Genomic DNA, 24,789 nt, shown 5'->3' on the forward strand with positions numbered 1-24,789 from the left:
GACCAAGCTTAATTCGAACTAGGATGTGTAGCCATGGCTACGATTAAGGATGTGGCCAAACTGGCCGGTGTTTCCGTTGCGACGGTATCACGCGTTATCAATAAATCTCCCAAAGCCAGTCAAGCCTCAATTGCATCAGTAACACAAGCGATGAAAGAGCTGGGCTACCGCCCCAATGCCAATGCCAGGGCCTTGGTCAGCCAATCAACCAATACTATCGGTGTGGTGGTCGGCGATGTATCTGATCCTTTTTTCGGTTCGATGCTAAAAGCCATCGATCAGATCGCACGACAAAATGGCAAACAAATTCTTATCGGCAATGGTTATCACAATGCCACCACCGAAAGAGAGGCCATCGAACTGCTCATCAACAGTCGCTGTGAGTCTTTGATCATCCACAGCAAAGGACTGAGTAACCAAGAGCTGATCGATTTTGCCAATGAGGTACCGGGCATGGTGGTCATTAACCGCTTTATTCCGGAAATTGCCCATCGCTGTATCGCACTTGATAACCACAAAGGCTCCTACCTGGCAACAGAGTACCTGATCAAAAATGGCCACCAGCATATCGGCTATGTGTGCTCGAACCACGACATCGAAGATACCGAGCAGCGCCTTGCTGGATACCTAGATGCGCTGCGCGCCTATAACTTGCCGGCCGATGACAACTACATCGAATACAGCTCCCCGGATGAAGCCGGTGGTGAGCATGCGATGATGAACCTGCTATCCAAAAACCTACCGATCACAGCGATTGCCGCCTATAACGACAACATGGCCGCAGGCTGTTTATCGGTGTTGGAAGAAAATGGGATTACCCCGCCGCAAGATATCTCTCTGATCGGTTTCGATGATGGTATCATCGCCAAGTATTTGAGCCCGAAACTGACCACGGTGCGCTACCCGATCAACATCATGGCGGAGCAAGCAGCAAACCTTTCGCTCGCTCTCGCCAAAGGTGATGAGAACAAGACATGTACCCGGATGTTTGTCCCTACCCTAGTACGTCGCTTGTCCGTCGCTCAAAAATAAAAAGCAATAAGAGGAATGTATGCTTAATCTCGAAAAACAGTTGGCCTTTATCAACGAACTGGATCGCCTGAAAGCGGTATACCGCAAAACCATGGTCAAGCCTGATAACAACCGCCAGGAAAACAGTGCAGAGCATAGCTGGCACATTGCGCTTATGGCTCAAGTGCTGAAAGACTACATTGAAGAGCCAGTTGATGTGAATCGTGCCATCATGATGCTGCTCATTCATGACATTGTCGAGATCGATGCCGGTGACACTTTTGCTTTTGCCGAACAACACGAGCTAGACGGTCAGGAAGAAAAAGAAATCGAAGCCGCCAATCGCCTGTTCGGTTTATTGCCTGACGAACAGTTCGCTGAAATGAAATCGTTGTGGATAGAGTTTGAGCAGGCTGAAACCGCAGATGCCCGCTTTGCCAAAGCCATGGACCGTATTTTGCCGCTGATCCAGAACATGTCCAATGAGGGTGGCAGCTGGGTTAAGCACACCGTGAGCAAGCAACAGGTGCTTAAGCGTAACGAGTACCTGGAAAAAGTCACGCCGAAACTTTGGCAATATGCCTGTGAGCAAATTGATTTAGCTGTTGAGAAGGGCTGGTTAACCAACAACTAATACCGGCATCATAAAGGCCGTGCAGATTAGAGCAATCTTCACGGCCTTTTGTTGACTAGGTCACTGACACATTTTTCGCTGCCATGACTAATGAGAAATTCCTTTTCTCTACATTCCATACTGTTGTGCGTTACTTATCTTTGTTAATCAGCGCCGTTTTGTAAGCAAGGTTACCTTCTTGGTCCATTGCCCTGAACTTCACACTACCTGAGCGATTGGAAGCAACAGTCACGTAAACCCTACCATGTTCATCGGTGGTGAAAGTACCAGTACCTGGAACATTGGTTGTAATTTGCACATTGCTAGCGGGTGCTCCGTTTTCGCTGACTTTTACCCATGCGCCTTCGTTTTGCGGAGTAACATCAAGGTTTAAATCGGCCATCACTGGTGAGCTTAGTAATACAGTCGCAGCAATCATAGTACCTGTAAGCTTAAGCATATCTCTTCTCCATTAATATTTTCATTTGGGCTCGGAGTTAAATTTAGCTAGAGCATCAAGATAAAGAAACATTAAGAATTAAACATGTCGTTCGAATAATTCGAACATGATTTTTGACCCTGACATTGGTTTACGTTTATACGCAAACCTTTTACCATCAAGATAATAAACCAACCCCATCTAAATATTCAGAGAAAAACATCATAAAATTCCACATTTACACAATAACTATTTTTCAACAACTCTATTTCATTACCCTACATGGTTAAGCTATAGAGCATAAGACATAACAAAGTTATATAAGTCGTTCAAATTCTCAAAACTGATACAGATGAACGGTAAATTACCGTAAAACACCGTCAATTGAACGGTATATAATTAGCGGCATGTAAAGATAATTTACCCAGATTATGTTGAGAAACCGTATCAAAAGTCATAATTCAAACTGACCGTACTGTAGATATCATCATTGATTTGATCAGAGGCAAGCGTGGCCTGGTGTAGTAAGTGCACACGTCAGCTTTTTGCTGCCATTCCTTGTCCTCGTAGGCTAGAACGGCCCCTAAACTCACCGTGAATGAAATGGTGGTGGTTCGCGAGAAAATGAAGCCCAATTTAGCATTAACGGTCTGCCGGATGGTTAACACCATCATTTGTCACCACATCACCCAACTCAAATGGGTTGACACCTTCCAGGCACCCTATGTTGTAACCGTATTCTTCCGGCTTTGAACGTCTTTGGTGATGGGTATAAATGCCACACTCAGAGCAGAAGTAGTGCTTGGCGGTATGGGTGTTGAATTGGTACAGCTTAAGGACATTCTGCCCTTTAATGATTCGAATACCATCAAGTTTGACCGAGCCCACTATCGCCCCTTTACGACGGCAAATGGAACAGTCGCAACGCCGGGGGTTTTCGATGCCGTTGGGTAAGCTCAGCTCTAATTCGACGGCGCCGCAATGGCAGGTTGCCCGATGCTTGGATTGAATTACTGTTTCACCGACACATTTAATCATCTTCTTTCCTTGAACAAAATGCCCGTCATAAGCATTAGTCAATAACTAGGCTGCCGTCGTCATTAAACTCCCAGCAATCACCATAAGCCACTTCCCATAGGTACCCATCAGGATCGGAAAAATAGCCACTATAGCCCCCCCAAAACACATCTTGGGCCTGCTTTTCAATTTTACCGCCGGCTTTTTCCGCCAAAATTAGTACAGCATCGACCTCTTGTTTCGAACGGGTATTATGGGCCAAGGTCACGCCAGAAAATCCTGTTTTCTCCACTTTGAAGTCAGGCGATACATCCTCAGCCAATGCGTGTAATGGATATAGCGCCAAGCACACACCGCCCGTCTTGAAAAAGATAATACCGTCTTCTGGTTTTCTCGAAGACGGGAAGCCGAGTTTACTGTAAAACGCAAATGAGGCATCAAGATCTTGAACGCCTAAAGTAATGATGCTGATCCGTGGTTCCATGATAATTCCTTTTATCCCTTGTCCACTTCATCTTAGCGTGTTCTTCAAGTCGGGTCACTCCAAAGCAAAAAGGCCACAAAGTGGCCTTTTGGTTCCTACTTCCAGAAGCGGTTATTGTTGCACTTCCACCTCTTTCAATTCAGGCTCAGCGTTATAAAACTCACCTCGCTGAATTTTCGCCCTCACTTTCGCGTGCTCTTCTTCAGTAAAGGTATAGCGCGACATAATGAAAATACGGATCACCGCCCCCAATGCCGGCAGCAAAGAGACACAGAAGAACAATCCACTCAATGCTGATGCTGATTGTTCTGCATTAGGGACATAGCCAATCATGGTTAGAATAATACCGGTCAGGCCACCGGCTACCGCTACTGATAACTTGCCGGTGAATGTTTGGCCCGAGAAAGTAATTGCAGCGCAGCGCTTACCTGTACGGTAGTAAGAGTACTCCACAGTATCGGCGATCATTGCCGAGATCAGCGGGTTCGTCATCATGAAAATAGCCGTGATCACCGAAAGCCAGATCATTACCGTTGTTGGGTTGTCATACCCTGTAAAGTAAAAACCAACACGGGCCACAACCTCTAATGCACACAGCACGATGAAAATATCACGCTTACGGAACCGCTTGGTCAGCATTGGGGTGGCTAAGCAAGCTATCGCACTGACCAAGGTGATTGTACCGATGACCGATACCAGCGAGGCATCACCCATGTTGTAGGTAAAGAAGAAAATATACATGCCGTTCACGATGTTGAAGAACACATTCATGAAGAAAGCAGCAAGGATGAAGAACAATGGCTTATTCTGACGTACCGCTTGGAAAGTCTCTTTTAACGTCACCTGACCGTCAGAGGCGGTTTCGATACGCTCACGGGTGTTGAAGAAACCGTTGAGCATAAATGCAAGGCCGATCAGCATGAGGATAATCACCGCTGGTAGGTAGCCTTGATCCGCCCGCCCCTCAGCGAACATCGCCGACAGCTTCGGGAAGAAAATCATCGTGGCACCGATACCGGCATTCACGCCAAGCATCGCGCACGTTGCCGCTTTTGCACGCTCCTGCGGCTCATCGGTCATTACCGAAGACATTGACCAAAAAGGGACATCGGAAATGGTGTAGAGCGTACCCCATAAAATATATGTCACACCGGCGTAGAACACCTTGGTCGATGTATCGGCATCCATGTTATAGAAAGAAGCGATAGTTACCAGAACAATCAAGAAAGGAGTGAACAGCATATAAGGGCGGAATTTGCCAAAGCGGGAATTCAAGGTATCCATATAGCCCGCAATAATCGGGTCATTCACCGCGTCCCAAACCCGGGCAATGAGGAAAATCATACTCGCCGCAATGGGGGAAATACCCAAAATATCGGTATAAAAATAGAGAATAAACGAGCCGACAAGGCCAAAGCTAAAGCATTGACCTACCCCATAGCCGAAATAGGACATGAGCTCTTTGGGTTGCAATTTATTTTGTAGGGTTTTCATCTTCACGTCTCACACTGTGCTTATCATTGTAGTCAGGTGCAAGTAAGCCAGACCAAAAGTGGTTACTGGCTCACTTTGTGTCTGGTTAATTGGTCATTGCCAGTTTCTGAATCAAGTCAACTTCTGACTGGTCGTAAGGCGTCCCATCTTCATGGAGCAGATCGTGGAACCAGCGGGATTGATAGTCGCTGTCAGCACGCTTGATTTCCGGCCACGGCAAGTGAGTCTGCGTTTTTCCTTTTACTAGCCCCCATTGATAGCAGCCAATCTGCTTTTCATGAAAAACCGGTAGCTGCTCATGAAGATTGGAGTCGGCATGACGAGCAAGCCATTCGGTGCACATCATCGGCCTGTCATAAGCCGAAACAATCTCAACCGCTTTACCAAACAGATCCAACGGTAAATAAGCGTGGAAGGTAATGATGTCAGACAATTCCATCGCTCTGCGGTCAGTTGGATGCTCATACATAGGTAAACTGCGGTCTAGAATGCTGGGGGCATGCCAGGCACCAACAGTCAATGGCTGAACCGGATCGCAATCACGCGCCCACTCAAACGCTTTCTCCATCAGCTGGTGGCTGCATGCTTCCATCTCTTCATCAAAAGCCAGCTCACCTTCGAGGGTGAATATCATCCGATTGGTCGGTTCGTTGTAGAGATCCCAGATAGTAATTCGGCTGTCTGACTGATACGTAGAGACGATATCGCGCACATAGGCCTCAACCCGGCCCCACTGACCTGGGTCCATAACGATATTTCGTCCGGGACTGGCCGCAGCCTGGCTGTTATGCAGATCAGGCACGGGCACTTTTTGCTGGCCCAGGTATGGGTGATCGCCAGAGAACCCGCAATCATCCATCAGTGTCATCATCACCTTAATCTGCAGGCGCTCACAAATCGCCAGGAAAGCATCAATCCGCTGATGCAGGCCATCGCGATCGGCTTGCCAAACAATGAAAGGTAAATTGGTACGCAGGGTGTTATAACCGGCTTCTACCGACCAAACGAGTTCCTGTTCAATCACCTCAAGGTCAAAGCTTTCGGCTTGCCACATTTCCGTCCAGTTCACCGCGGTACGCGGCAAATAGTTAAAACCTCGAAGCCAACCTTGCCCCTTGTGCCATTGCCACGCTTTTTCATTAGACCACTGTTTAATCATCTCAACCTCAAAATAATGATTAGCTAATATATTAGCTAATGTATTAATTGCGTTGAATTGATCAATATTCCACTTAGTTTGCTGCTCATGAGATCACATTTCTTGTGATTTTCATGTATCAAAACGTGATCTAACACACTTTCCAGATGAAAGAACCCAGCTTGATTTGCTAATATATTTGCTAATTTATCAGCTAATGAAATTGCATCATCAATGAGTATCAAAAAGCGGATCACCATGAGAGATATCGCCTCGGCTGCCGGGGTGTCTCAACCAACTGTCTCACTGGTTCTCAACGGCTCACAGTCAATAAAACTGGCAGAAGCGACCAAGAAGAAAGTATTGGATGCCGCACAAAAGTTGGGGTATGAACATAAGCGCGCGTCGCATTCAAAAGGACGGCCGAAGAAAATCGCTTTAGTGATCAACGGGCTAAATCACTACGATCCCTTTATTGAAGCCGTTAACGCTGCCCGTGAAGCCGCCTGGCAGCAGGATCGGGTATTGGTGACATTTGATTACAGCAACGACAAGCTATTAGCTGCCCAGATCCAGAATGAAATCGAACAAGGGGAATACGATGGGCTGATATACGCCTCGAGTATGACTCGGGCCCTGTCGCCCAACATCAGTATTGATGCACCGACAGTTCTGTTGAACTGTTACTGTAAAGATCACGCCGATCTGCCGAGTATTCTTCCGGCTGACAAGCTCGGTGCTTACAAAGTAACGGAGCACCTGCTGGCACAGGGTTACCATCGTATCGGCATGATTTGCGGTGAAAAATGGATGGATGCAAGCACCGATCGACTTAATGGCTACCGCCAGGCATTGATCAATAACGATATCATTCCCGATGAGGCCCTGGTCAAGGAAGGAAACTGGTCCTTAAAAGAAGCGCATCAACAAACGCTGGCCTTGCTCGACCTGCCCAACCCGCCCGAGGCTATCTTTATCGGCAGCGATTACATGGCTATAGGCTGCTATCAGGCAATTGCTGAGCGCGGCTTGTCGATACCCGGGGATATCGCCCTGGTCAGCTTTGACAACCAACAAGTCGCCAGTGAATTCACGCCGGGCTTAACTTCTGTCGAGCTGCCTTATTCCGACATGGGACGCCAATCGGTAGAAACCCTTATCGAGCTGGTCAACAAGCAGCCCTTGATGTCTCCGACCATCAAGGTTGAAGGTGATGTCATCGTCCGAGAATCGTCTGTCAGACAATAGCGAATATGCTTGTGTTCGATATCATGGTGGCATGCTGATGTGCTAAGACGACGGCATTTTGCCCCTCATGGTTAACCTTGTCCTAGAGGGGTTATGGTGTGCTTCCATTCGGATCTCAGTACCCCATATTTTACTGAGTCATAATATTCGCCATTATAATAACGGACTTTACGTAAGCAGGCTTCTTGCAGAAACCCCAACTTCTCTGCACAAATCATCATCCTCGGATTACCTGACCAGGTTGTTAACCCTACCCGCTCAATTTCTTTGGTGGCAAATAAGTGGCTTACCCAGGGTATCAGGGCAAGATACCCTATCCCCTGCCCCCAGTAATTTGAATCATAAATCACGACCCCGACTTCCAGCCAGCGCGTTGATTCGCACTCCCAATAATAACTGACCGAACCAACAGGGACTCCCCCTTTAGTTATCAGTTGCATACTTTCGCCTTCATACATGCGCGCAAAGAGATTAGCCTTAAAATCGGCAAGTGTAGGAGTCTTATAGGGGAAATAGGGACCGTTAAACTGGGTCCAGGCCTCATCCTTGGTCACCAGTAGAAACAGTTGCTCCAACTCGTCTAACAGGGCTGGTCTAAGGCTAATAGGGTTGAGAGACAAGTAATATCCTCCGTACATCCTCGATGAAGTATGGCTCAGCCTAAAGCACTACACGCAATAAGGCACACTATCACCGACGATAGATGAAAAAACAACAAAGCGGTGTCTGATTTTCAAGCAAATAATGTTTGCATTGCTAGACTAAATAGTAGTTAACATTAATCGAATTAAATACTTACATTTTGTGGGGACATGGAGGAAACCATGAATGCTCTATCCATTAAGCAACGCTTGGTATTGCTTATCCTGATCGCTGTATCTTCCCTTTTGTTAGCCACCTTACTTGCGGTCTTTGACAAGAGAGACAGCATGCTGGACGAACGCAAAAATCAAATTCAAATCCTGGTCGAAACTGCGGAAACATTAGTGTCAAGTCTCCATCAGCAAGCCCTGCAAGGCCAGATTTCGAACGATGAGGCAAAGCAACGGGCCATTTCCGCCCTCAATGCAATGCGCTATGGCGACAATGGCTACTTTATGGTGTACGACATGACAAGCACCATGGTCAACCACCCTATCAATCCAACGTTAAACGGAAAAGATCTCTCCAAGCTTGAAGATATCAACGGGGTACTGATCGTCAAAGAGCAAGTCATCGCAGCCAAGCAAGGCGGAGGGTTTGTTTCTTATCACTGGAAAAAAGCCAGCCAGGATGAAACCCCGTACCCCAAAATTGCCTATTCTCTGGCATTCGAGCCCTGGGGTTGGGTACTCAACACCGGACTCTATACCGATGACGTCGATACTCTCTTCTACCAGGATGTCCGGAACTTAATGTCTCTGGTCGCCCTGTTGACATTGCTGCTTATTGCTGTTTCGCTGTATATCAACAAGACAATCACCTCTCCCCTCGCCCACTTGCAGGCGACTTTGCATCAGGCCGGAACCAATCTCGATCTTACCTTGCGCCTAGCTGTCGAGGGCAAAAATGAAATTTCTGCGGTCGGCTTGGCTTTTAACACCCTCATGGCAGCTTTCGAGAGTACATTACAGGCTATCCATGCTGGTGCGCAGCAACTAGAAGGACAAGCGACAAAGCTAGAAAAGCTGTCTAGCCATATTGTGGGGGCATCAAACCAACAGTCCGATGACACCAACTCCATTGCCGCTCTGGTTGAAGAGTTCTCTCAAAGTATTCACACCATTTCCCATGATGCCGACACGATGAATTCCCTATCTAATGAGAGCGGAGTGAAAGCCAGTGAAGGAGCATCATCAATGCGTGCTGCCATAGACAACTTGAATGACATGTCGCAAAAATCACGCCGGTCAAGCCAGGCTATCTCTGCCCTTGATCAACATTCAAAACAAATAGAAGGCATTGTCAGTGTCATCAATGATGTTGCCGAGCAGACCAACCTCCTGGCACTCAATGCTGCGATTGAAGCTGCCCGTGCCGGCGAGCAAGGCCGCGGATTTGCGGTTGTTGCCGACGAAGTAAGAAACCTTGCGGTCCGCACTTCCGATTCAACCAAGCAGATTGCCTCAACCATTCAAGAATTACGTTCTGGTATTGAAACCACTGTTGTCCATATTGAAGACAGCGTTTCTTCGGTAAGCGACAACTTATCACAGACAATAGAAGCAGAAACCCAAGTCGGTGAAATGCACCAGATGTCACAGACACTAAACACCTTAATTGAAGAAATATCATGTTCGCTTCACGAACAATCAATCGCCAACCAAGAGCTGGCAGAGAGAATCCAGCAGATAGCCGAAATGGCCACTAACAACCATCAATCAGCCAGCGATGTCCAAGGTACAGCCAAAGAAGTCAGCATCCTGGTGTCGTCATTCCATCAGTCCATCGGTAAATTCAAGGTTGCTCTTCAATAAACTGAAAGCAAAAAACGAGAAGCCCTAAACGGCGGGCTTCTCGTCTATTCCACCAGCTGCTATCCGTCACGTCATCATTTCTCAAACGAGCCAGTTTGGCCATATCCTTAACGAGACGGGATAACATCAGACAATCTCTGTTAGGACGGCCTTTTTACGCTTGGTCGGCTTTACGCTACTGGCTGCTTGTGGCTTACGCCACGTACCATCCTTTTGGCGACGGTGGAAATGGACAGGTAATTTATCGTCTGGTTGGGTCCAAGGCGATTCTCTCAACGCTTGCTGCATATCCTTATACCCGCAGTCACGCCGTAGCCGAATCGAGCGACGAGAAAACTCAGTATCGCTAAGCGGGATATGCCCTTGCAATGGGTCAAAGGTTATATGGACAATGTCTATCTTCTTCCCTGCCGTCAGGGCTGTCACATCCGGCACCTGGGCACTAGATATTAGCTCGGGGGCTGCCCGTTTAAGGTGATCGAGGTTGCGCTTGGCAACCAGTGCTTCAAGGTGCTCGCAAGTACGGCTCGCATACTGGATTTCCTTCTCACGCCACAGCACTTCAGGCATAGTTTGCGGTAGTTCGCCCTTGGCATTCCACAGATCAACCATGAAAATCAGTAGATCTTCATCTTCGGCTAGCTCGAGAATACCGTTCAAAGGCGTATTGGATACAACCCCGCCGTCCCAATAATGATCCTCCCCAATCTTGGTTGCGGGGAATCCCGGTGGCAATGATCCACTCGCCACGGCATGTGCGGGCTCGATGGTGTCCGAATAGCTATCGAAGAACACCAACTCACCATCGGTCACTCTTGTTGCCCCAACCGTCAGTCTTACCTCATTGCTGTTGATCAAGCCGAAGTCTGATAACTCGGCCATGGTGTCAAACAGCGGAGCTGTATTGTAGAAGCTTGTGGCACCGTCACCGGGAGAGGCGACCCATGGGTTAACCAGTCTCGGGTAGAAGAAGTTAGGCTGACCAAATGCTAATGCCGTATTGGCACTGACGGTATTGAAGGCCAATGAAAATTCAGTGGGAATGGTTACATCTGTTCCCGGCCAAGAAATCCTCTCCCAAAACCTTTCAAGCTGCTCAAGCCGAGCTTCCGGTTTATTACCAGCCAAAATCGTAGAATTAAGCGCGCCGATAGAGATACCTGCAAACCAGTCCGGTGTGTAACCGGCTTCCTCCAAAGCCTGATAGGCCCCGATATGATAAGCCCCTAATGCCCCGCCACCTTGTAGCACCAAGCACACCTTGGGCTTTCTGCCAATACTTGTTGTCTTCGCCATGCTCTATTTCCTTGAGTTAATAAACACTTACACAAATCGCTTGGATATGTTTTCTATAGACCAAGAAAATAGGCACAGCCATTAAGGTTTCTAGTCAAACAACAACAACGGAAAAGGCGTCACAGTTTGTCAAAAGGGTGTTTCACCAATCAACATACCAATTAGTCATTGTTCTCGAATGACAAGCTATTAGGACAAGTTACAAACTGCTTTGCGAGGGGCTTAATGGGAAAAAGTTATACGTTAATGACCAAGATCAATTTATTGCGCATACATTAGTCGTATGTTGTAAACATGTTACACCAGAAAAGGATGCGTATATATGGAGCTAATACAAGATCCAAGATGTTATACCGACATCTGTATCGATGGAAAATGGTTTCACCATGACCACTGTACCGATACGGCCTATATGCTGTGGGGAGGCTCTTCACCCCATATCCAGTTAGATAGAACTCCGAAAACTGAAAACGAACTCATAGAACTACTCTCGCATGCCAACCAAAACGAATGACCTGGACATTACATAGCTGGTACTTAATATATAGGCACCAGCTAATCGTCACAGTGCAAAGTTGAACCCGCAATTATTCGTCAACAGTAAATCTCTTACCTAGCCTTGTGAAAATGAAATAAATAGGCAAATAAATTACCAAAAGTATCAATGTATCGAGCAAAAAGTGTAGTTCACCTGCCGCCAAAGTGGCGCCGACGAAATAGTTCTTAACCGTTATGGCACAAAATACCGACACGAACGTGACAATGACAGTCATATAGTTTTTTTTCATGCTTAAAACCAGATACAGCGTCTCTAATTAATCAGACGGAGATTATACTACTTCCCAACGTCTTTCTTCACCTGTTTACGGGCGAGTATCCGTACATGAACGGATTCATCTACACGCGTAAGGGCTTTCAGAGATAGAATAACTGCTCTTCACTTACCCCATCATCGCCAAATGTAATCAATCCGGCACCGACAATTTCACCGAGCTGCCACTTACACCATGCTTTGTCGCCATCGACCATGACATTGGTGATCTCCATTTTTTCGCCGTGCTTCCTCAGTTCAGAGATATACCCTGGTAAATCACCTTTACCATAGGCAATACCATCCATATCCAACAGCTGATATTCGGCTGTCACATTGGCAGCGATAGCTGTAGCATCCAAGCAACCAAACCCGTTTGCATAACCACCCAACTTCTCTTGTGCTGACATAATATTGTCCTCTGCCTTGTTCAGTTCAGCTAACCTCCATTTGCAGTATAGTTGGTTACGCTTATACCTATACCAAGGCCGAAGCTATCGCACCTGTGCAATGACCCGCATCATGACAGTGAACAGGGTTGCAAGCCACGACACGTTAACGTTGGTCCATACGGGCACCAATAAAAAAGCCCGCTCATACGAGCGGGCAAACCCCAATTTAACAACAAAAAACAAAGCAACTAAAAAATAAACCGGTAACCGGTGTAATGAGCGTAGGTCTGGTTTGGCCGCAGAATGCTATCACCCGGCCACTCTGGATGGTTTGGCGCATCTGGCAGGTATTCAGTTTCTAAGCAAAAGCCCTGGTGGATACGGTATTCACCCGATGTCCCTTTTGTACCCGACAGAAAGTTACCCGTGTAGAGTTGCACAGCTGGCTTGGTCGTTTGGACCATCATGGTAATTTTCTGATCCGGCGAGATCACTTTGACACAATCACTAATACCATCACAGACTTCAGGTTTTAGCAGTAATGCATGGTCATAGCCACCCACCAATACCTGCTCAGGATCAAGGCGAAGATCCTGAGCGATGGTTTTACCCTTCCTGAAGTCAAATCCAGTTTGTGCAACCGATTTCAACTCTCCGGTAGGTATACCTACGTCGGAGGTAGGAACGAACCTATCCGCGCTAATCGTTAGCTCATGGCCTAAGCAATCCTCTCCAGAGGCTTCTCCTACCAAGTTAAAGTAAGCATGATTGGTGAAGTTCACAGGACAGGGCTTATCGCAGTTCGCCTGATAGCTAATCGCTACCGTGTTGTCTTCAGTCAGCTCAAACGTCACTTTCGCTTCGAGGTTACCTGGAAAACCTTGGTCGCCATCTTGAGAAAACAGACAAAAGGCAAGCTTCGAGTCCGTACGAGAATCCAGTGCCCAACGACGCTGATCGAAGCCCTCAGGCCCGCCATGCAGTGTATTGCCCGCTTGGTTGGTGCTAACGTGGAATGTTTTGCCATCGTTCGTAAATTGCCCACCGGCAATACGGTTGGCGTAGCGCCCTACCGTCGCGCCAAAATAGGCACTCTGCTTAAGATGATCCGTCATGTTGGCGCAGCCAAGCAGCACTTCTCTCGCATCACCGTCTACAGGCACTGTACAACTCAGCCACGTGGCACCAATATCCATGAACGTTGCCGTCATACCTGCCTCATTGGTAAGCGTAAACAGGTTGGCAGGGCGACCGTCAAAGGCCGCCTCCATTGTCATGGTTTCGTGCAGCGCTAACACTTTATGTGGTAGTGTCATTTCATATTCCTTCTTTGAGCAATCTCAACTTAGGCGAGTGCACCAGCGCCAGCTTTTGCCTTACATACATAAATGGTCTCTTTCAACCCAGTCTCCGCCTCATATTTCTCAGCAAGGGCAGCCTTCACCTCTTCAACCAAGGCTGGCGGCACAATCGACACTACACAACCGCCAAAACCGCCGCCAGTCATACGCACACCACCTTGATCGCCAATGACGGCTTTGACAGTGTCAACAATGAAATCAATCTCACGGACAGTGATTTCAAAGTCATCGCGCATCGAAGCATGAGACTCAGCCATCAGCTCCCCCATACGCTTCATGTCACCTTGACTCAATGCGATAGCAGCTTCTTCAGTACGATCGTTTTCGCTGATCACGTGGCGAGCACGCTTGGCGACCATTTCGTCAAGCTCATCGACACGAGCATTAAACTGTTCAATCGTGACGTCACGCAATGCTTTCACACCAAAAATACGCGCCGCTTCTTCACACTGTGCACGGCGGGTGTTGTATTCGCTGTCAACCAAACCACGTTTTTTGTTCGAATTGATGATAACCACCGCCATATCTTCCGGCATAGAAACCGCTTTGGTCTCCAGCGAACGACAGTCAATCAACAGGGCGTGGTTTGCTTGGCCTTCGGCAGAGATCAACTGATCCATGATGCCGCAGTTACACCCTACAAATTCGTTTTCCGCCTGCTGACCATTCAGGGCAATTTCCTGCTGGCTGATTTCTAGCGCATAAAGTGTCTTGAATGTCTGTCCAATCACCACTTCCAATGCAGCAGAAGAGCTCAGGCCCGCACCTTGGGGAACATTGCCGCTTACAGCGATATCCGCACCGGCAAACTCATAACCGCGACCACGTAGACACTTGACCACACCCTTGATGTAGTTGATCCACATACACTCTTCGTCGAAAGCAATCTCGGACGTCAGGTCAAATTCTTTGGTTTGATTGCCATAGTCCACAGACACCACGCGCACAATATTGTCATCTCGACGAGCAGCCGCAACAACCGCTTGATAATCAATCGCACATGGCAGTACGAATCCATCATTATAATCAGTATGCTCACCGATCAAATTCACACGGCCCGGAGCCTGGATCAGGTGTGTCGCTTCATAACCCAATACGGAAAAAAATGAAGTATTAACAGCGTCAGTCAGTAGTTGTGTTTTAGACATAATTTGTTCCTATCTTTCTGTATGGGGTGTTTATTGTTGTTCGCGGTAGTGAACGTCGCTTAGGGCACGCAATTTGTCTGCCGCCTGCTCTGCCGTGAGATCACGCTGACTTTCAGCCAACATTTCATAACCCACCATGAACTTGCGCACCGTCGCAGAGCGTAGTAATGGCGGATAGAAGATGGCATGAAGCTGCCAATGCTCAGTTGAAGTATCACCATCTTTGAAAAACGGTGCATAATGCCAGCCCATCGAGTAAGGGAATGAGCACTTAAACAGGTTGTCATAACGGCTGGTGAGTTTTTTAATCGCAACAGCAAGATCATCACGCTGCTCGTCAGTCAAATCGTTCATACGGCGGATATGGGCTTTCGGCATCAACATGGTTTCAAATGGCCATGCCGCCCAGTATGGAACAACGGCAATCCAATGCTCGGTTTCAACGACGGTACGTGAACCGTCAGCCATTTCAGCTTTTGCATAATCCACCAGCAAATTTGTGCCTTGCGCTTGGTAGTACGCTCGTAGGTTTTCATCTTTGCGGGCGATCTCGTTTGGCAAAAAGCTGTTTGCCCAGATCTGACCATGTGGGTGTGGCTGGGAACACCCCATTGTTGCCCCTTTGTTTTCAAACGCCTGAACCCACACATATTCTTGGCCAAGCTCTTCAATTTGCTCATTCCAGGTGTCAATCACTTTGCGAATCGTACCGACGGGTAGTTCTGGCAAAGTTTTGCTGTGATCCGGGGAGAAACAAATCACTCGGCTCAAACCACGGGCACTTTCACAACGGAAAAGAGGGTTGTCAGATCCCGGGGCATCCGGTGTATCCGGTGTCAGCGCCGCATGGTCATTATTGAACACATAGGTATCGGCATAGTCCGGGTTTTTATCACCTGAAACACGGGTATTGGTCGGACACAAAAAGCACTCGCTATCGTAGCTCTTGTCTTCTGCTTGTTGCGGGATTTCATCAGCCCCCTGCCATGGACGCTTAGCACGATGTGGGGAAACCAAAATATATTGCCCCGTCAACGGATTGTATCGACGATGCGGGTGATCAACTGGATTAAACTTTTGCTCAGACATTTTTAAAACTCGCAACTACAGTGTTACTGCAAATAGAAATAAAGGCAGGAGCAGGTAAACTTAGGGGTGAAAACGCACCTACTCCCAAAATCAATTTAAGGCCAATCAGTACCCATTCGGGTTGTCAGACTGCCAACGCCAAGTATCAGCAGCCATCGCTGTGACATCGAACCTGGCTTCCCAACCAAGCTCTTCACGCGCTTTAGCCGGATCAGCCCAACACTCGGCAATATCACCAGGACGGCGTGGACAAATTTTGTAAGCCACATCATGACCACATGCCTTGCTAAAGGCATCGACCATTTCGAGCACGCTGCTACCCTTGCCTGTCCCTAGGTTATAGATATGTAATCCCGGCTTTTCGCCAACCGTGCGCAGGGCGGCAATATGGCCATCGGCCAAATCCATAACGTGGATATAATCACGAATGCCGGTCCCGTCCGGTGTTGGATAATCATTGCCGAACACAGAGAGATATTCACGGCGTCCCACTGCAACTTGGGCGATAAATGGCATCAGGTTATTAGGGATACCTTGCGGGTCTTCACCCATAATGCCAGATGGGTGGGCGCCAACTGGGTTGAAGTAACGCAGCAAGGTGATACTCATTTCAGGGACTGCAACCTGAATATCGCGCAGACACTCCTCGACCATGTACTTGCTGCGGCCATAAGGGTTGGTCACTTGACCTGTTGGTGTCGTTTCCTTGATTGGGATTTCAGTAGGATCACCATAAACCGTTGCGGATGAGCTGAACACCAAACTGTTCACACCTGCCTGCTTCATGGCATCAACGAGCATCAATGTGCCATGGACATTGTTGTCGTAGTATTCAAGCGGTTTTTGTACTGACTCACCCACGGCCTTCAAGCCTGCAAAATGGATGACAGAGCGAATATCATGCTCTGAGAAAATTTGATCCAGTATCTCTCGATCACGAATATCACCATGATAGAAAGTTGGTGTTACACCAGTCAGTGTTTCAACTCGCTCAAGCACGGCTTCTTTACTGTTACAAAGGTTGTCCAGAATGATTGGCTCAAGGCCTGCGTCAATCATTTGTACACAGGTATGGCTTCCGATATATCCCATACCTCCCGTTACTAATACCTTCATCACTCTCTCCCAATTCACTCACAGTGACAGCCAACCACCTCATCGAGGACAGCCTATTGTTGTTAACTGCGAGTAAGTTTATCAATAAGCTCGAAATGAAATCTGTGATCATTGCCACATTGTGTAAACGTTTTCACAAATTTTATGGCATTACTGCTATCGCCAAATTGAATCAGTCTCGCCTCCCGATTAAGGAAAAAGAAAATAAACACTACAAAATCAACAGTATAAGCAAAAATAAAACGAAGGAATTTACATTTCACCGCTTTAGACACAGCGTGAAATCAGAGCGCTGAAATCTGACATTTAGTGAAAACGATTACCCAAAAGAAGGGAGACGAACAAAAAGCAAAATGAAAGGCGCGCTAAATACAGGCCATATGTCTATGCAATGTGATGCGCAAAGCTAATTTGATATTTCGATATGCATCTACTAGCAGTTAAAAGCTATACTAAGCACGTTTAATAAATATCATGGATGATGTATGAAAATTGCTATATTACGCTTCTTACTTTTTTTCATACCCTTACTGACTATTACGTCAGCATCTATCTATTATATTTACAGCGAAGATATCACCCAGCTTAACCACCGTATTCAAGATCGAGAGAATAGCCGCCATCAATCCTCTTTACACATTACAAGGTTACACTTCGCGCCGATTATTGACGATCTCCGTTATATCAGTGAAAAAGCGATAGAGTTATCCCACTCTCACCATACCATTGAACGACAGCACGAAATCCTGACAGCTACATTCCAGCGTTTATCGACAACCCGCTCCTATTATGATCAAGTACGTTTGATCAACGAGCAAGGCCAGGAGGTTATCAGAGTCAACAAAAAGGATGGAAGAGCGGTGGCTGTGGACAGCATTAATTTGCAAAATAAAGGCCATCGTGGCTATGTTCAGAGAGCCCTCGACATCCCACCAGGCAGTTTTTACACCTCTCAATTCGACCTTAATCAAGAAAATGGCGAAATAGAACTCCCTCATAAACCTATGCTGAGATTCGTTAGCCATATCAAAATGAACGGCAAAAGCTGGTTGCTCACGCTCAATTATCTTGGAGTCGACTATCTGGAAGAGCTAAAAGGGCAATACGGTTGGGATCAAGTGCAAAACTGGCTCATAAACAGTAATGGTCAATGGTTGCTTGGCCCAACAGCAGAGAGTGCATGGCAATTCATGCCTGCTTTGGTCAATCCTAATCAGCAGGATTTTAATCGCCTCTACCCTTCCCTTTGGCATGAGATTAAAAACAACATTCGCGGCCAAGTGATTATTGGTGACTACCTATATACCTATACCCGTTTTTTCTCCGGTACACGATTCAAAGGGGAAGATAGTTTTACCCTACCTTTCCAAGGCACCGATTTACCTTGGACGATAATATCCAAAGTCAACATGGCAGAGGCGGTGGCCGAACTTGCTTTTACTCAAAAGCGTATCGTCAAGCTGGTCATTTTCACTGGGTTAATTATCTGTTTGGCTTCAGGCTGCCTAGTGCTGGCGTGGCACCTATCCCAGCTATTGAATGTTCAGCGTAAAATGACCCTCAAAGTTAAGGATACCGCTTTACAGTACGCGACGGTATTGCGCCATGTGCCAGACGGGTTAATGACCCTCGATCAAGAAATGAAAATTGTCACTGCCAATAATGCCGCCAGACAAATATTATCCCTCGGAAGTAAGGACATCATTGGCTGCACCCTAACAAAGCTATTACCCGGCACACAGTTTCGCCGACAGATGGAAGCGATCATTGAACAGTTACATCAACTGCGTGAAAAGAAGCAGCCCACCATCAAGATCCGATTGCAGTTCTCCAACCTGAAGACCAAACATATTGAGATCATCGCAACAGAAACGGCTTACAGCTCAAGCCATGAAATTTTACTTAACCTACGTGATGTGACCTACTGGATTGAACGAGAAGAAAAACTCAAGTGCATGTCACGAGCCCTTGAGCAAAGTAACGACTCTATCATCATAACGGACAGACGAGGTGTAGTTGAGTATGTAAACCGCTCTTTCGAGGAACATAACGGTATCAAGTCCAAAGACATTATCGGTAAACAGTCCATTGAGTTATTAAGAAATACCCTCAACAGCACCAGCGACGTCAAGCATGTGCAAAAACAGTTGAAACAAGGCCATGTTATTGAGCGGGTTATTGCTCATAAACAAGATGATGAACACATCATCTATGAAGAAAAAACCATTGCCCCTATACGTAACAACCGCGGCAAAATTAGCCACTATATATCTACCGGCAAGGATATCACGGAGCGGGTATTATTCGAAAATCGCCTGCACCGTCTCGTTCACTATGATTTATTAACTGAGCTGCCAAACCGAACCCTACTCCAGCAACAGCTCGGCGCTGCGGTGAAGTGTAATAAGCACCACGGAGAGAATATCGCCCTACTTTCTTTGGATTTGGATTATTTCAAGCAGATCAACGACTCTCTGGGGCATGCCGTTGGCGACAAGGTGATCCAAACGACCGCTAGGCGTATTCAACGCCTGCTAAGAGAAACAGATTTCCTCGCCAGACTTGGTGGCGACGAGTTCGCCATACTCCTGGCACAAAATGCCAACTTACAAAATGTCACCAATATTGCGACGCGTATCCTGAAGCACATCTCAGCCCCGCTTGTTGTGGAAGGCAAGGAGCTGTTTTTAACCGCCAGCATCGGCATCAGCTTCTTCCCTGATGACTCGGAGATCGCTGAGAATATCAGTAAATATGCAGATATCGCCCTTTACCGAGCGAAAGAGCAAGGACGCAACCAATTCTGTTTCTATACTCAGGAAATGGGGGTACACAGTGTACAGCAAATTCAACTGGAATCAGAATTACGGCGCACTGTGGGTACGGATCGCTATGAGTTTTTCTACCAACCCAAAGTTCATGCCCATGATCATAAAATATCTGGTGTTGAAGCCCTACTGAGGTGGCGCAATAAACATGGTGAACATGAGTCACCACTCAATATCATTCCTATACTTGAACGTTCTGGCGTCATTATTGAAGCTGGGGAGCACCTGATACATAAAGCCTGCCAACAATTGAAAGAGTGGCAGGACAAGCAAATTTACCTTAACTTTGCTCTAAACATCTCTGCTCAGCAGTTATTGGGGTCAAATATCGTCGAAACGATTGACAAGGCGATCATTCAAAGTGGCTGTGATCCTAAATATCTCGAAATAGAGATCACTGAAACCGTCATCATGTCTGATGTCAACACCGCATTAGATAAGCTGATTAAGCTTGAGGCTCTGGGCGTTAAAATAGCGATTGATGATTTTGGAACCGGCTATTCATCGCTCGCTTACCTAAGCCGGTTCCCTATCCACATTCTGAAAATTGATCGTGAATTCATCAAAGAGCTGCCTTGGAACAAAGATAATATTGCCATCACCCGCTCAATTGTCGAATTGGCTCATAATTTAAATATGCGAGTAGTCGCCGAAGGTGTAGAACACCAGTCTCAACGCGACTTTCTGTCAAGCATCGGGGTCGAGGAATTCCAAGGCTTCTTATTTGGTCGACCACAGCCAGTAGACGAATTTGAACAGCATTACCTCGAACAAGCTGCAGACACAGCTCCAGGCCCAATCACGATCAAAGACTCTGAGGTCTAACCGGATTCTTGCCATTCTCATTACCCAAGTAACCTTGAGAAGCCTGTTTGACTCGACTATATAAAGGTAAAAACGGAAAAACTTGATCTAACACGCATTATATACGCTGTTTTATTAGTCATCGATGGTAAAAAATCAATCTGAGTTATCATTCAGCAAGAATAAGATAAAAAAATTAAAAAAAATATAGACCAAAAAATACCCATCTCGATGAATTCCCCCCCCAAAGTTCATATTGGGTTACTAAATAAACGACAATTTCAGAGGTGTAACATATTAATTACATTGATTCTTAAAGGATATATTCCGCTTTTTTCGTATGGATATTCATCAGTAACGCAATAGCCTGCTGATTTTAAAGCAGTCACGTATTCATTCTAAGACATTTTCTATCTTTTGAGCTAATTATCAACAAAGCTTAAGAAAACCAAAATCAAGAACATCACAATAACAAAGCAGCTTACAGCTTTGCCCTAAAATATACATAAACACAATAATCAAAACATAAACAACCAAGCGATAACCAAGGGTCTACACTATTGTCGTTGAAATGGCAATATAGGCAGTCGCCATTTTAGGCGGTAAAATTAACGCCTGAGAAAAAATGAAAAGACATAATCATGAATTCAGTTATACAAGTAAGCGAACTTGAGTCGTTTCTCATTGCGATTATTGTGCTTTTTCTTGGCTACTTCATTAATAGCAAAGTAAAGGTATTCAAAAAGTACAATATTCCAGAGCCTATTGTTGGCGGATTGATTGTTGCTGTACTAATTGCAGTATTACATACACAAGGTATTGATATCACCTTCAAGCTAAGCCTCAAAGACACGCTGATGCAGATGTTCTTTGCCACAGTCGGTTTAGCCGCAAGCTTTAAACTGCTAGCCAAAGGTGGCTCACGAGTCTTCTTGTTCCTTGGTATCGCAACACTTTATATCATCATCCAAAACGCCGTGGGGGTAAGTCTGAGCACAATGCTTGGCCTAGACCCGCTATTAGGGCTTATGGTGGGTTCTATCACCCTATCTGGCGGCCATGGTACGGGTGCCGCATGGTCACAAACATTTGCCGATAGCTATGGCCTGCAAACCCTAGAGCTATCAATGGCAGCTGCGACCTTTGGCCTCGTCATGGGCGGGATCATCGGCGGACCTGTAGCACAGCGGCTAATCAACCGCTTTTCTCTGACGTCGGAGTTCGGTATTGGCGAAAAGCACCATATTGAACACCCGGACTTGGTCACATACAGCGACCACGAAGAAGATCGCATTACTGCGAAGAACACAATCGAAGTCCTCTTTATTCTGCTGATCTGTGTCGCAGGCGCTGCTCATGTGAAAGAGCTCATCGATGGCTTTGGTATTAACTGGCTCCGTATCCCGGACTTTGTCTACGCCCTCTTTATCGGTGTGTTCATTACCAATATTTGTGAAACAACCAAAGTCTACAAAATTAATAATGAAACCGTCGATGCCCTAGGCACCATTTCACTCTCCCTGTTTCTCGCGATGGCCTTAATGAGCCTTCAGCTTTGGGAGTTGCTTGGCCTTGCATTGCCAATGATTGTTATTTTGTCGGTACAAACTGTTACTCTGGCGGCCTTTGCCTACTTCGTCACTTTCCGACTTATGGGCAAAACCTATGATGCTGCCGTTATTGCCGGCGGACACTGTGGTTTTGGTATGGGGGCGACCCCTACCGCGGTGATGAATATGGGGGCACTCGTCTCACGCAATGGCCCGTCGCCACAGGCATTTATGGTTGTGCCTATTGTCGGTGCCTTCTTTATCGACATTGCCAACCTGATTGTTCTGCAGACCTACATCAGCTTTATTCAATAACCCTCCGACATTGCCGGGCGCCTATGGCCCGGCTTTGCCCTTCGGCCTCCCCCAGCTATTATTATCTATAGCGTCTCTTACCAGGGTTGATGAGTACATCGACCCGGGATAACAACTAGCACAAAAAGATCTTCTCTCGTTTAGGGTGCGCTATGTTAACGGCCACAAGCATCTGTGTGGTATCTCTGTTGAACCTTTACCTATCGTCAAGTTCGGTAGGATCATAAAGAGCGTGGGAGTATCAATATGTTAGGTGAAAATCATGCACTGTTTATCGAATACCCAGAACACCAGGATAGAATTAAGGAGCTAAAACAATCCGACGAACACTTCAAGCAAATGGCTGATCGCTACCACCAGCTAGATCACAAAATCAGAGGCCTTGAAGGTAATAACATTCCCACAGACGATCACCATTTTACGCAGCTCAAATTAGAACGCCTCCAACTGAAAGACAGAATCTATAGCATTCTTTCTCACTGATACTGCCATATCCTTTGCATTAACTATGCCCACATCACAGGTTTACAAACTGTGGTGTGGCATATGTTTACATGTTCCTATCCGCAAAGATGTCTAGCCAATTTTACGAATAAGCCATTGAATAAATGGAAGAATCCTTATTGACAGCATATGAATGGACAAAATCAGCCTGGAAACAATTGTAACCAGATATTTCTAGCGGTTTCCTATTCAAAAAATATTGATAGAATCCGCGCACCTTTAGTAGCAATCAACTTTTGTTAATAAAGACCAATTTTTTTTGAGCGCAGTATGAGACCATACTGCTTCCCTTGTAGTGACAGAGAAAACAATGACTAAATTCGATAAAGCAAAACAGATCCTGCTGGCAGGTTTCTGTATCAACCTATGTATGGGCATCCTGTATGCTTGGAGTGTTTTCAAGCAAGCACTCGTTCTAGATATGGGCTGGTCTGATGCAGATGCTTCAATGCCATACTCAGTTGCTGTAATTACTTTTGCTCTATCTCTTTTGGTAGCTGGTGTTCTTCAAGATCGCATGGGCCCTCGTAAGATCCTTATCTTGGGTACGACGCTTGTTGGTTCAGGCATGATCATTTCAAGCTTCGCCACCAGCCCTCTACTTCTTCTGATCACATTTGGTCTGATGACTGGTGCGGGTATCGGTTTTGGCTATGCATGTCTTGCGCCTTCAGCGATGAAGTGGTTCCACCCTTCTAAAAAAGGCCTGGTAAACGGTCTGATTGCTGCAGGCTTTGGTCTGGCGGCTGTATACCTAGCACCACTAACATCGCTGCTTATTGACTCTTTCGGTATCAGCACCAGCTTCCTGATCCTGGGTGTTGCTATCCTGCTGATTTCGGTTCCATTAGCATGCACCATCACTAACCCACCAGAGGGCTACCAGCCGCCAGTACCTGCGAACTATAAGGCAAAAGCAAGCAAGCCGGTTGACATCCAATGGCGTGCAATGTTGAAGACCCCTCAGTTCTACTCGCTATGGATTATGTTTGCCCTTGCTTCTTCAGCCGGTCTGATGGTCATTGGCAATATCACTCTGATCGCTGCCCAGCAGGCAAATATCACTGAAGCGGCATTCCTGGTTGTTGTTCTGTCAATCTTCAACTCTGGCGGCCGTGTTGCTGCTGGTATGCTTGCTGATAAAATTGGTGGCCTACGTACCCTAACGATTGCATTCATCATGCAGGGTATCAACATGGTACTGTTCGCAAGCTTTGATTCAAGCTTCACACTAATGGTTGGTGCGGCGCTTGCCGGTGTAGGTTACGGTACGCTACTAGCGGTGTTCCCAACCCTGACGGCTGAATTCTATGGTCTGAAAAACTACGGCGCCAACTTCGGTGTGCTTTACACGGCATGGGGTGTCAGTGGTTTCATCGGCTCCGCGATTACGGCTATCGCAATGGCTGCTTCAGGTAACTACACCCTGGCTTACACCATCTGCGCGGTAATGATGGCACTGAATGTATTGCTTTCTGTACTCACCAAACCAGTTGATGCCGAAGCCCTAGAGAAAAAATTGGCGCGCGCCTAAATTCTCTTCACACAAATCGAGTAGGAGGAGGCCTCACGGCCTCCGTCCTCTCACACCACCGTACAAGCGTGGGTCGCATACGGCGGTTCCGAATATATTTTCAGTGACTCATACCCATCTCTCAATGAGTACATGCCCATC

The 24,789-nt window shown here is 46.6% G+C and carries 21 protein-coding genes and 1 pseudogene; 9 read left to right on the top strand and 13 right to left on the bottom strand.

Going from position 1 to position 24,789, the window contains the following annotated elements; translation table 11 throughout:
- Nucleotides 1–33 precede the first annotated feature (33 nt).
- Entirely contained in the window at nucleotides 34–1,032 is a 999-nt protein-coding gene (locus C9J03_RS06465) for a substrate-binding domain-containing protein (RefSeq protein ID WP_044623584.1), read from the top strand.
- Between the two features lie 19 nt (nucleotides 1,033–1,051).
- Nucleotides 1,052–1,645: an HD domain-containing protein gene (locus C9J03_RS06470; protein ID WP_044623585.1), complete on the top strand. Its 594-nt coding sequence runs from the start codon at nucleotides 1,052–1,054 to the stop codon at nucleotides 1,643–1,645.
- 130 nt (nucleotides 1,646–1,775) lie between these two features.
- On the opposite strand, the gene C9J03_RS06475 is transcribed toward C9J03_RS06470, so the two are convergent.
- The 5 genes from C9J03_RS06475 to C9J03_RS06495 form a co-directional block, all read right to left on the bottom strand.
- Nucleotides 1,776–2,084, bottom strand: a complete 309-nt coding sequence (locus C9J03_RS06475; RefSeq protein WP_044623586.1) for a hypothetical protein — start codon at nucleotides 2,082–2,084, stop codon at nucleotides 1,776–1,778.
- 621 nt (nucleotides 2,085–2,705) lie between these two features.
- Nucleotides 2,706–3,101 carry a GFA family protein gene (locus tag C9J03_RS06480; protein ID WP_044623587.1) on the bottom strand — a complete coding sequence of 132 codons (396 nt, stop codon included), beginning with the start codon at nucleotides 3,099–3,101 and terminating at the stop codon, nucleotides 2,706–2,708.
- Nucleotides 3,102–3,135: 34 nt separating this feature from the next.
- Complete coding sequence (locus tag C9J03_RS06485) at nucleotides 3,136–3,564, bottom strand: VOC family protein (RefSeq protein WP_039461601.1); 429 nt, start codon at nucleotides 3,562–3,564, stop codon at nucleotides 3,136–3,138.
- Nucleotides 3,565–3,675: 111 nt separating this feature from the next.
- Nucleotides 3,676–5,019 carry an MFS transporter gene (locus C9J03_RS06490; RefSeq protein ID WP_052829858.1) on the bottom strand — a complete coding sequence of 448 codons (1,344 nt, stop codon included), beginning with the start codon at nucleotides 5,017–5,019 and terminating at the stop codon, nucleotides 3,676–3,678.
- 124 nt (nucleotides 5,020–5,143) lie between these two features.
- Nucleotides 5,144–6,214 (bottom strand): glycoside hydrolase 5 family protein, encoded by a 1,071-nt coding sequence (locus C9J03_RS06495; protein WP_044624529.1) that lies wholly within the window; start codon nucleotides 6,212–6,214, stop codon nucleotides 5,144–5,146.
- Nucleotides 6,215–6,430: 216 nt separating this feature from the next.
- Here C9J03_RS06495 and C9J03_RS06500 point away from each other — a divergent pair, with 216 nt between their 5' ends.
- Nucleotides 6,431–7,444: a LacI family DNA-binding transcriptional regulator gene (locus C9J03_RS06500; protein WP_044623589.1), complete on the top strand. Its 1,014-nt coding sequence runs from the start codon at nucleotides 6,431–6,433 to the stop codon at nucleotides 7,442–7,444.
- Nucleotides 7,445–7,515: 71 nt separating this feature from the next.
- On the opposite strand, the gene C9J03_RS06505 is transcribed toward C9J03_RS06500, so the two are convergent.
- Nucleotides 7,516–8,064 carry a GNAT family N-acetyltransferase gene (locus C9J03_RS06505; RefSeq protein WP_231580672.1) on the bottom strand — a complete coding sequence of 183 codons (549 nt, stop codon included), beginning with the start codon at nucleotides 8,062–8,064 and terminating at the stop codon, nucleotides 7,516–7,518.
- Nucleotides 8,065–8,268: 204 nt separating this feature from the next.
- Between C9J03_RS06505 and C9J03_RS06510 the strand changes: the two genes are divergently transcribed.
- Nucleotides 8,269–9,900: a methyl-accepting chemotaxis protein gene (locus tag C9J03_RS06510; protein WP_044623591.1), complete on the top strand. Its 1,632-nt coding sequence runs from the start codon at nucleotides 8,269–8,271 to the stop codon at nucleotides 9,898–9,900.
- A gap of 126 nt (nucleotides 9,901–10,026) precedes the next feature.
- On the opposite strand, the gene C9J03_RS06515 is transcribed toward C9J03_RS06510, so the two are convergent.
- The gene (locus C9J03_RS06515) at nucleotides 10,027–11,196 is read right to left on the bottom strand and encodes a patatin-like phospholipase family protein (protein WP_044623592.1); all 1,170 of its coding nucleotides are present in this window, start codon (nucleotides 11,194–11,196) and stop codon (nucleotides 10,027–10,029) included.
- A gap of 322 nt (nucleotides 11,197–11,518) precedes the next feature.
- On the opposite strand from C9J03_RS06515, the gene C9J03_RS27005 reads away from it, so the two are divergent.
- Nucleotides 11,519–11,710 carry a hypothetical protein gene (locus C9J03_RS27005; protein WP_039461615.1) on the top strand — a complete coding sequence of 64 codons (192 nt, stop codon included), beginning with the start codon at nucleotides 11,519–11,521 and terminating at the stop codon, nucleotides 11,708–11,710.
- Between the two features lie 401 nt (nucleotides 11,711–12,111).
- Here the strand turns inward: C9J03_RS27005 and C9J03_RS06530 are convergent, their stop codons facing one another.
- The 5 genes from C9J03_RS06530 to galE all read right to left on the bottom strand — a co-directional run bounded on the left by C9J03_RS06530 (nucleotide 12,112) and on the right by galE (nucleotide 17,113).
- The gene (locus C9J03_RS06530; RefSeq protein ID WP_044623594.1) at nucleotides 12,112–12,417 is read right to left on the bottom strand and encodes a hypothetical protein; all 306 of its coding nucleotides are present in this window, start codon (nucleotides 12,415–12,417) and stop codon (nucleotides 12,112–12,114) included.
- Between the two features lie 230 nt (nucleotides 12,418–12,647).
- Complete coding sequence (gene galM, locus C9J03_RS06535; RefSeq protein ID WP_044623595.1) at nucleotides 12,648–13,715, bottom strand: galactose-1-epimerase; 1,068 nt, start codon at nucleotides 13,713–13,715, stop codon at nucleotides 12,648–12,650.
- A gap of 29 nt (nucleotides 13,716–13,744) precedes the next feature.
- The gene (gene galK, locus C9J03_RS06540; RefSeq protein WP_039461624.1) at nucleotides 13,745–14,908 is read right to left on the bottom strand and encodes a galactokinase; all 1,164 of its coding nucleotides are present in this window, start codon (nucleotides 14,906–14,908) and stop codon (nucleotides 13,745–13,747) included.
- 30 nt (nucleotides 14,909–14,938) lie between these two features.
- Complete coding sequence (locus C9J03_RS06545) at nucleotides 14,939–15,997, bottom strand: UDP-glucose--hexose-1-phosphate uridylyltransferase (protein WP_039461627.1); 1,059 nt, start codon at nucleotides 15,995–15,997, stop codon at nucleotides 14,939–14,941.
- A 105-nt stretch (nucleotides 15,998–16,102) separates the two neighbouring features.
- Nucleotides 16,103–17,113: a UDP-glucose 4-epimerase GalE gene (gene galE, locus C9J03_RS06550; RefSeq protein WP_044623596.1), complete on the bottom strand. Its 1,011-nt coding sequence runs from the start codon at nucleotides 17,111–17,113 to the stop codon at nucleotides 16,103–16,105.
- 485 nt (nucleotides 17,114–17,598) lie between these two features.
- On the opposite strand from galE, the gene C9J03_RS06560 reads away from it, so the two are divergent.
- The 4 genes from C9J03_RS06560 to C9J03_RS06575 all read left to right on the top strand — a co-directional run bounded on the left by C9J03_RS06560 (nucleotide 17,599) and on the right by C9J03_RS06575 (nucleotide 24,648).
- Entirely contained in the window at nucleotides 17,599–20,766 is a 3,168-nt protein-coding gene (locus C9J03_RS06560; protein WP_044623598.1) for a bifunctional diguanylate cyclase/phosphodiesterase, read from the top strand.
- 620 nt (nucleotides 20,767–21,386) lie between these two features.
- On the top strand, nucleotides 21,387–22,610 hold the full coding sequence (gene gltS, locus C9J03_RS06565; protein WP_044623599.1) for a sodium/glutamate symporter: 1,224 nt from the start codon (nucleotides 21,387–21,389) through the stop codon (nucleotides 22,608–22,610).
- Nucleotides 22,611–22,856: 246 nt separating this feature from the next.
- Nucleotides 22,857–23,093 (top strand): HP1242/YdcH family protein, encoded by a 237-nt coding sequence (locus C9J03_RS06570; protein ID WP_039461636.1) that lies wholly within the window; start codon nucleotides 22,857–22,859, stop codon nucleotides 23,091–23,093.
- A gap of 331 nt (nucleotides 23,094–23,424) precedes the next feature.
- A complete protein-coding gene (locus C9J03_RS06575) occupies nucleotides 23,425–24,648 on the top strand; it encodes an L-lactate MFS transporter (RefSeq protein ID WP_039461639.1) in 1,224 nt (407 codons plus the stop codon).
- Nucleotides 24,649–24,698: 50 nt separating this feature from the next.
- Here the strand turns inward: C9J03_RS06575 and C9J03_RS27160 are convergent.
- Nucleotides 24,699–24,789: pseudogene (locus C9J03_RS27160) on the bottom strand (group II intron maturase-specific domain-containing protein); the annotation flags it as partial.

Origin of the sequence: Photobacterium gaetbulicola (assembly GCF_003025515.1) — a bacterium.
Taxonomy (GTDB): domain Bacteria; phylum Pseudomonadota; class Gammaproteobacteria; order Enterobacterales; family Vibrionaceae; genus Photobacterium; species Photobacterium gaetbulicola.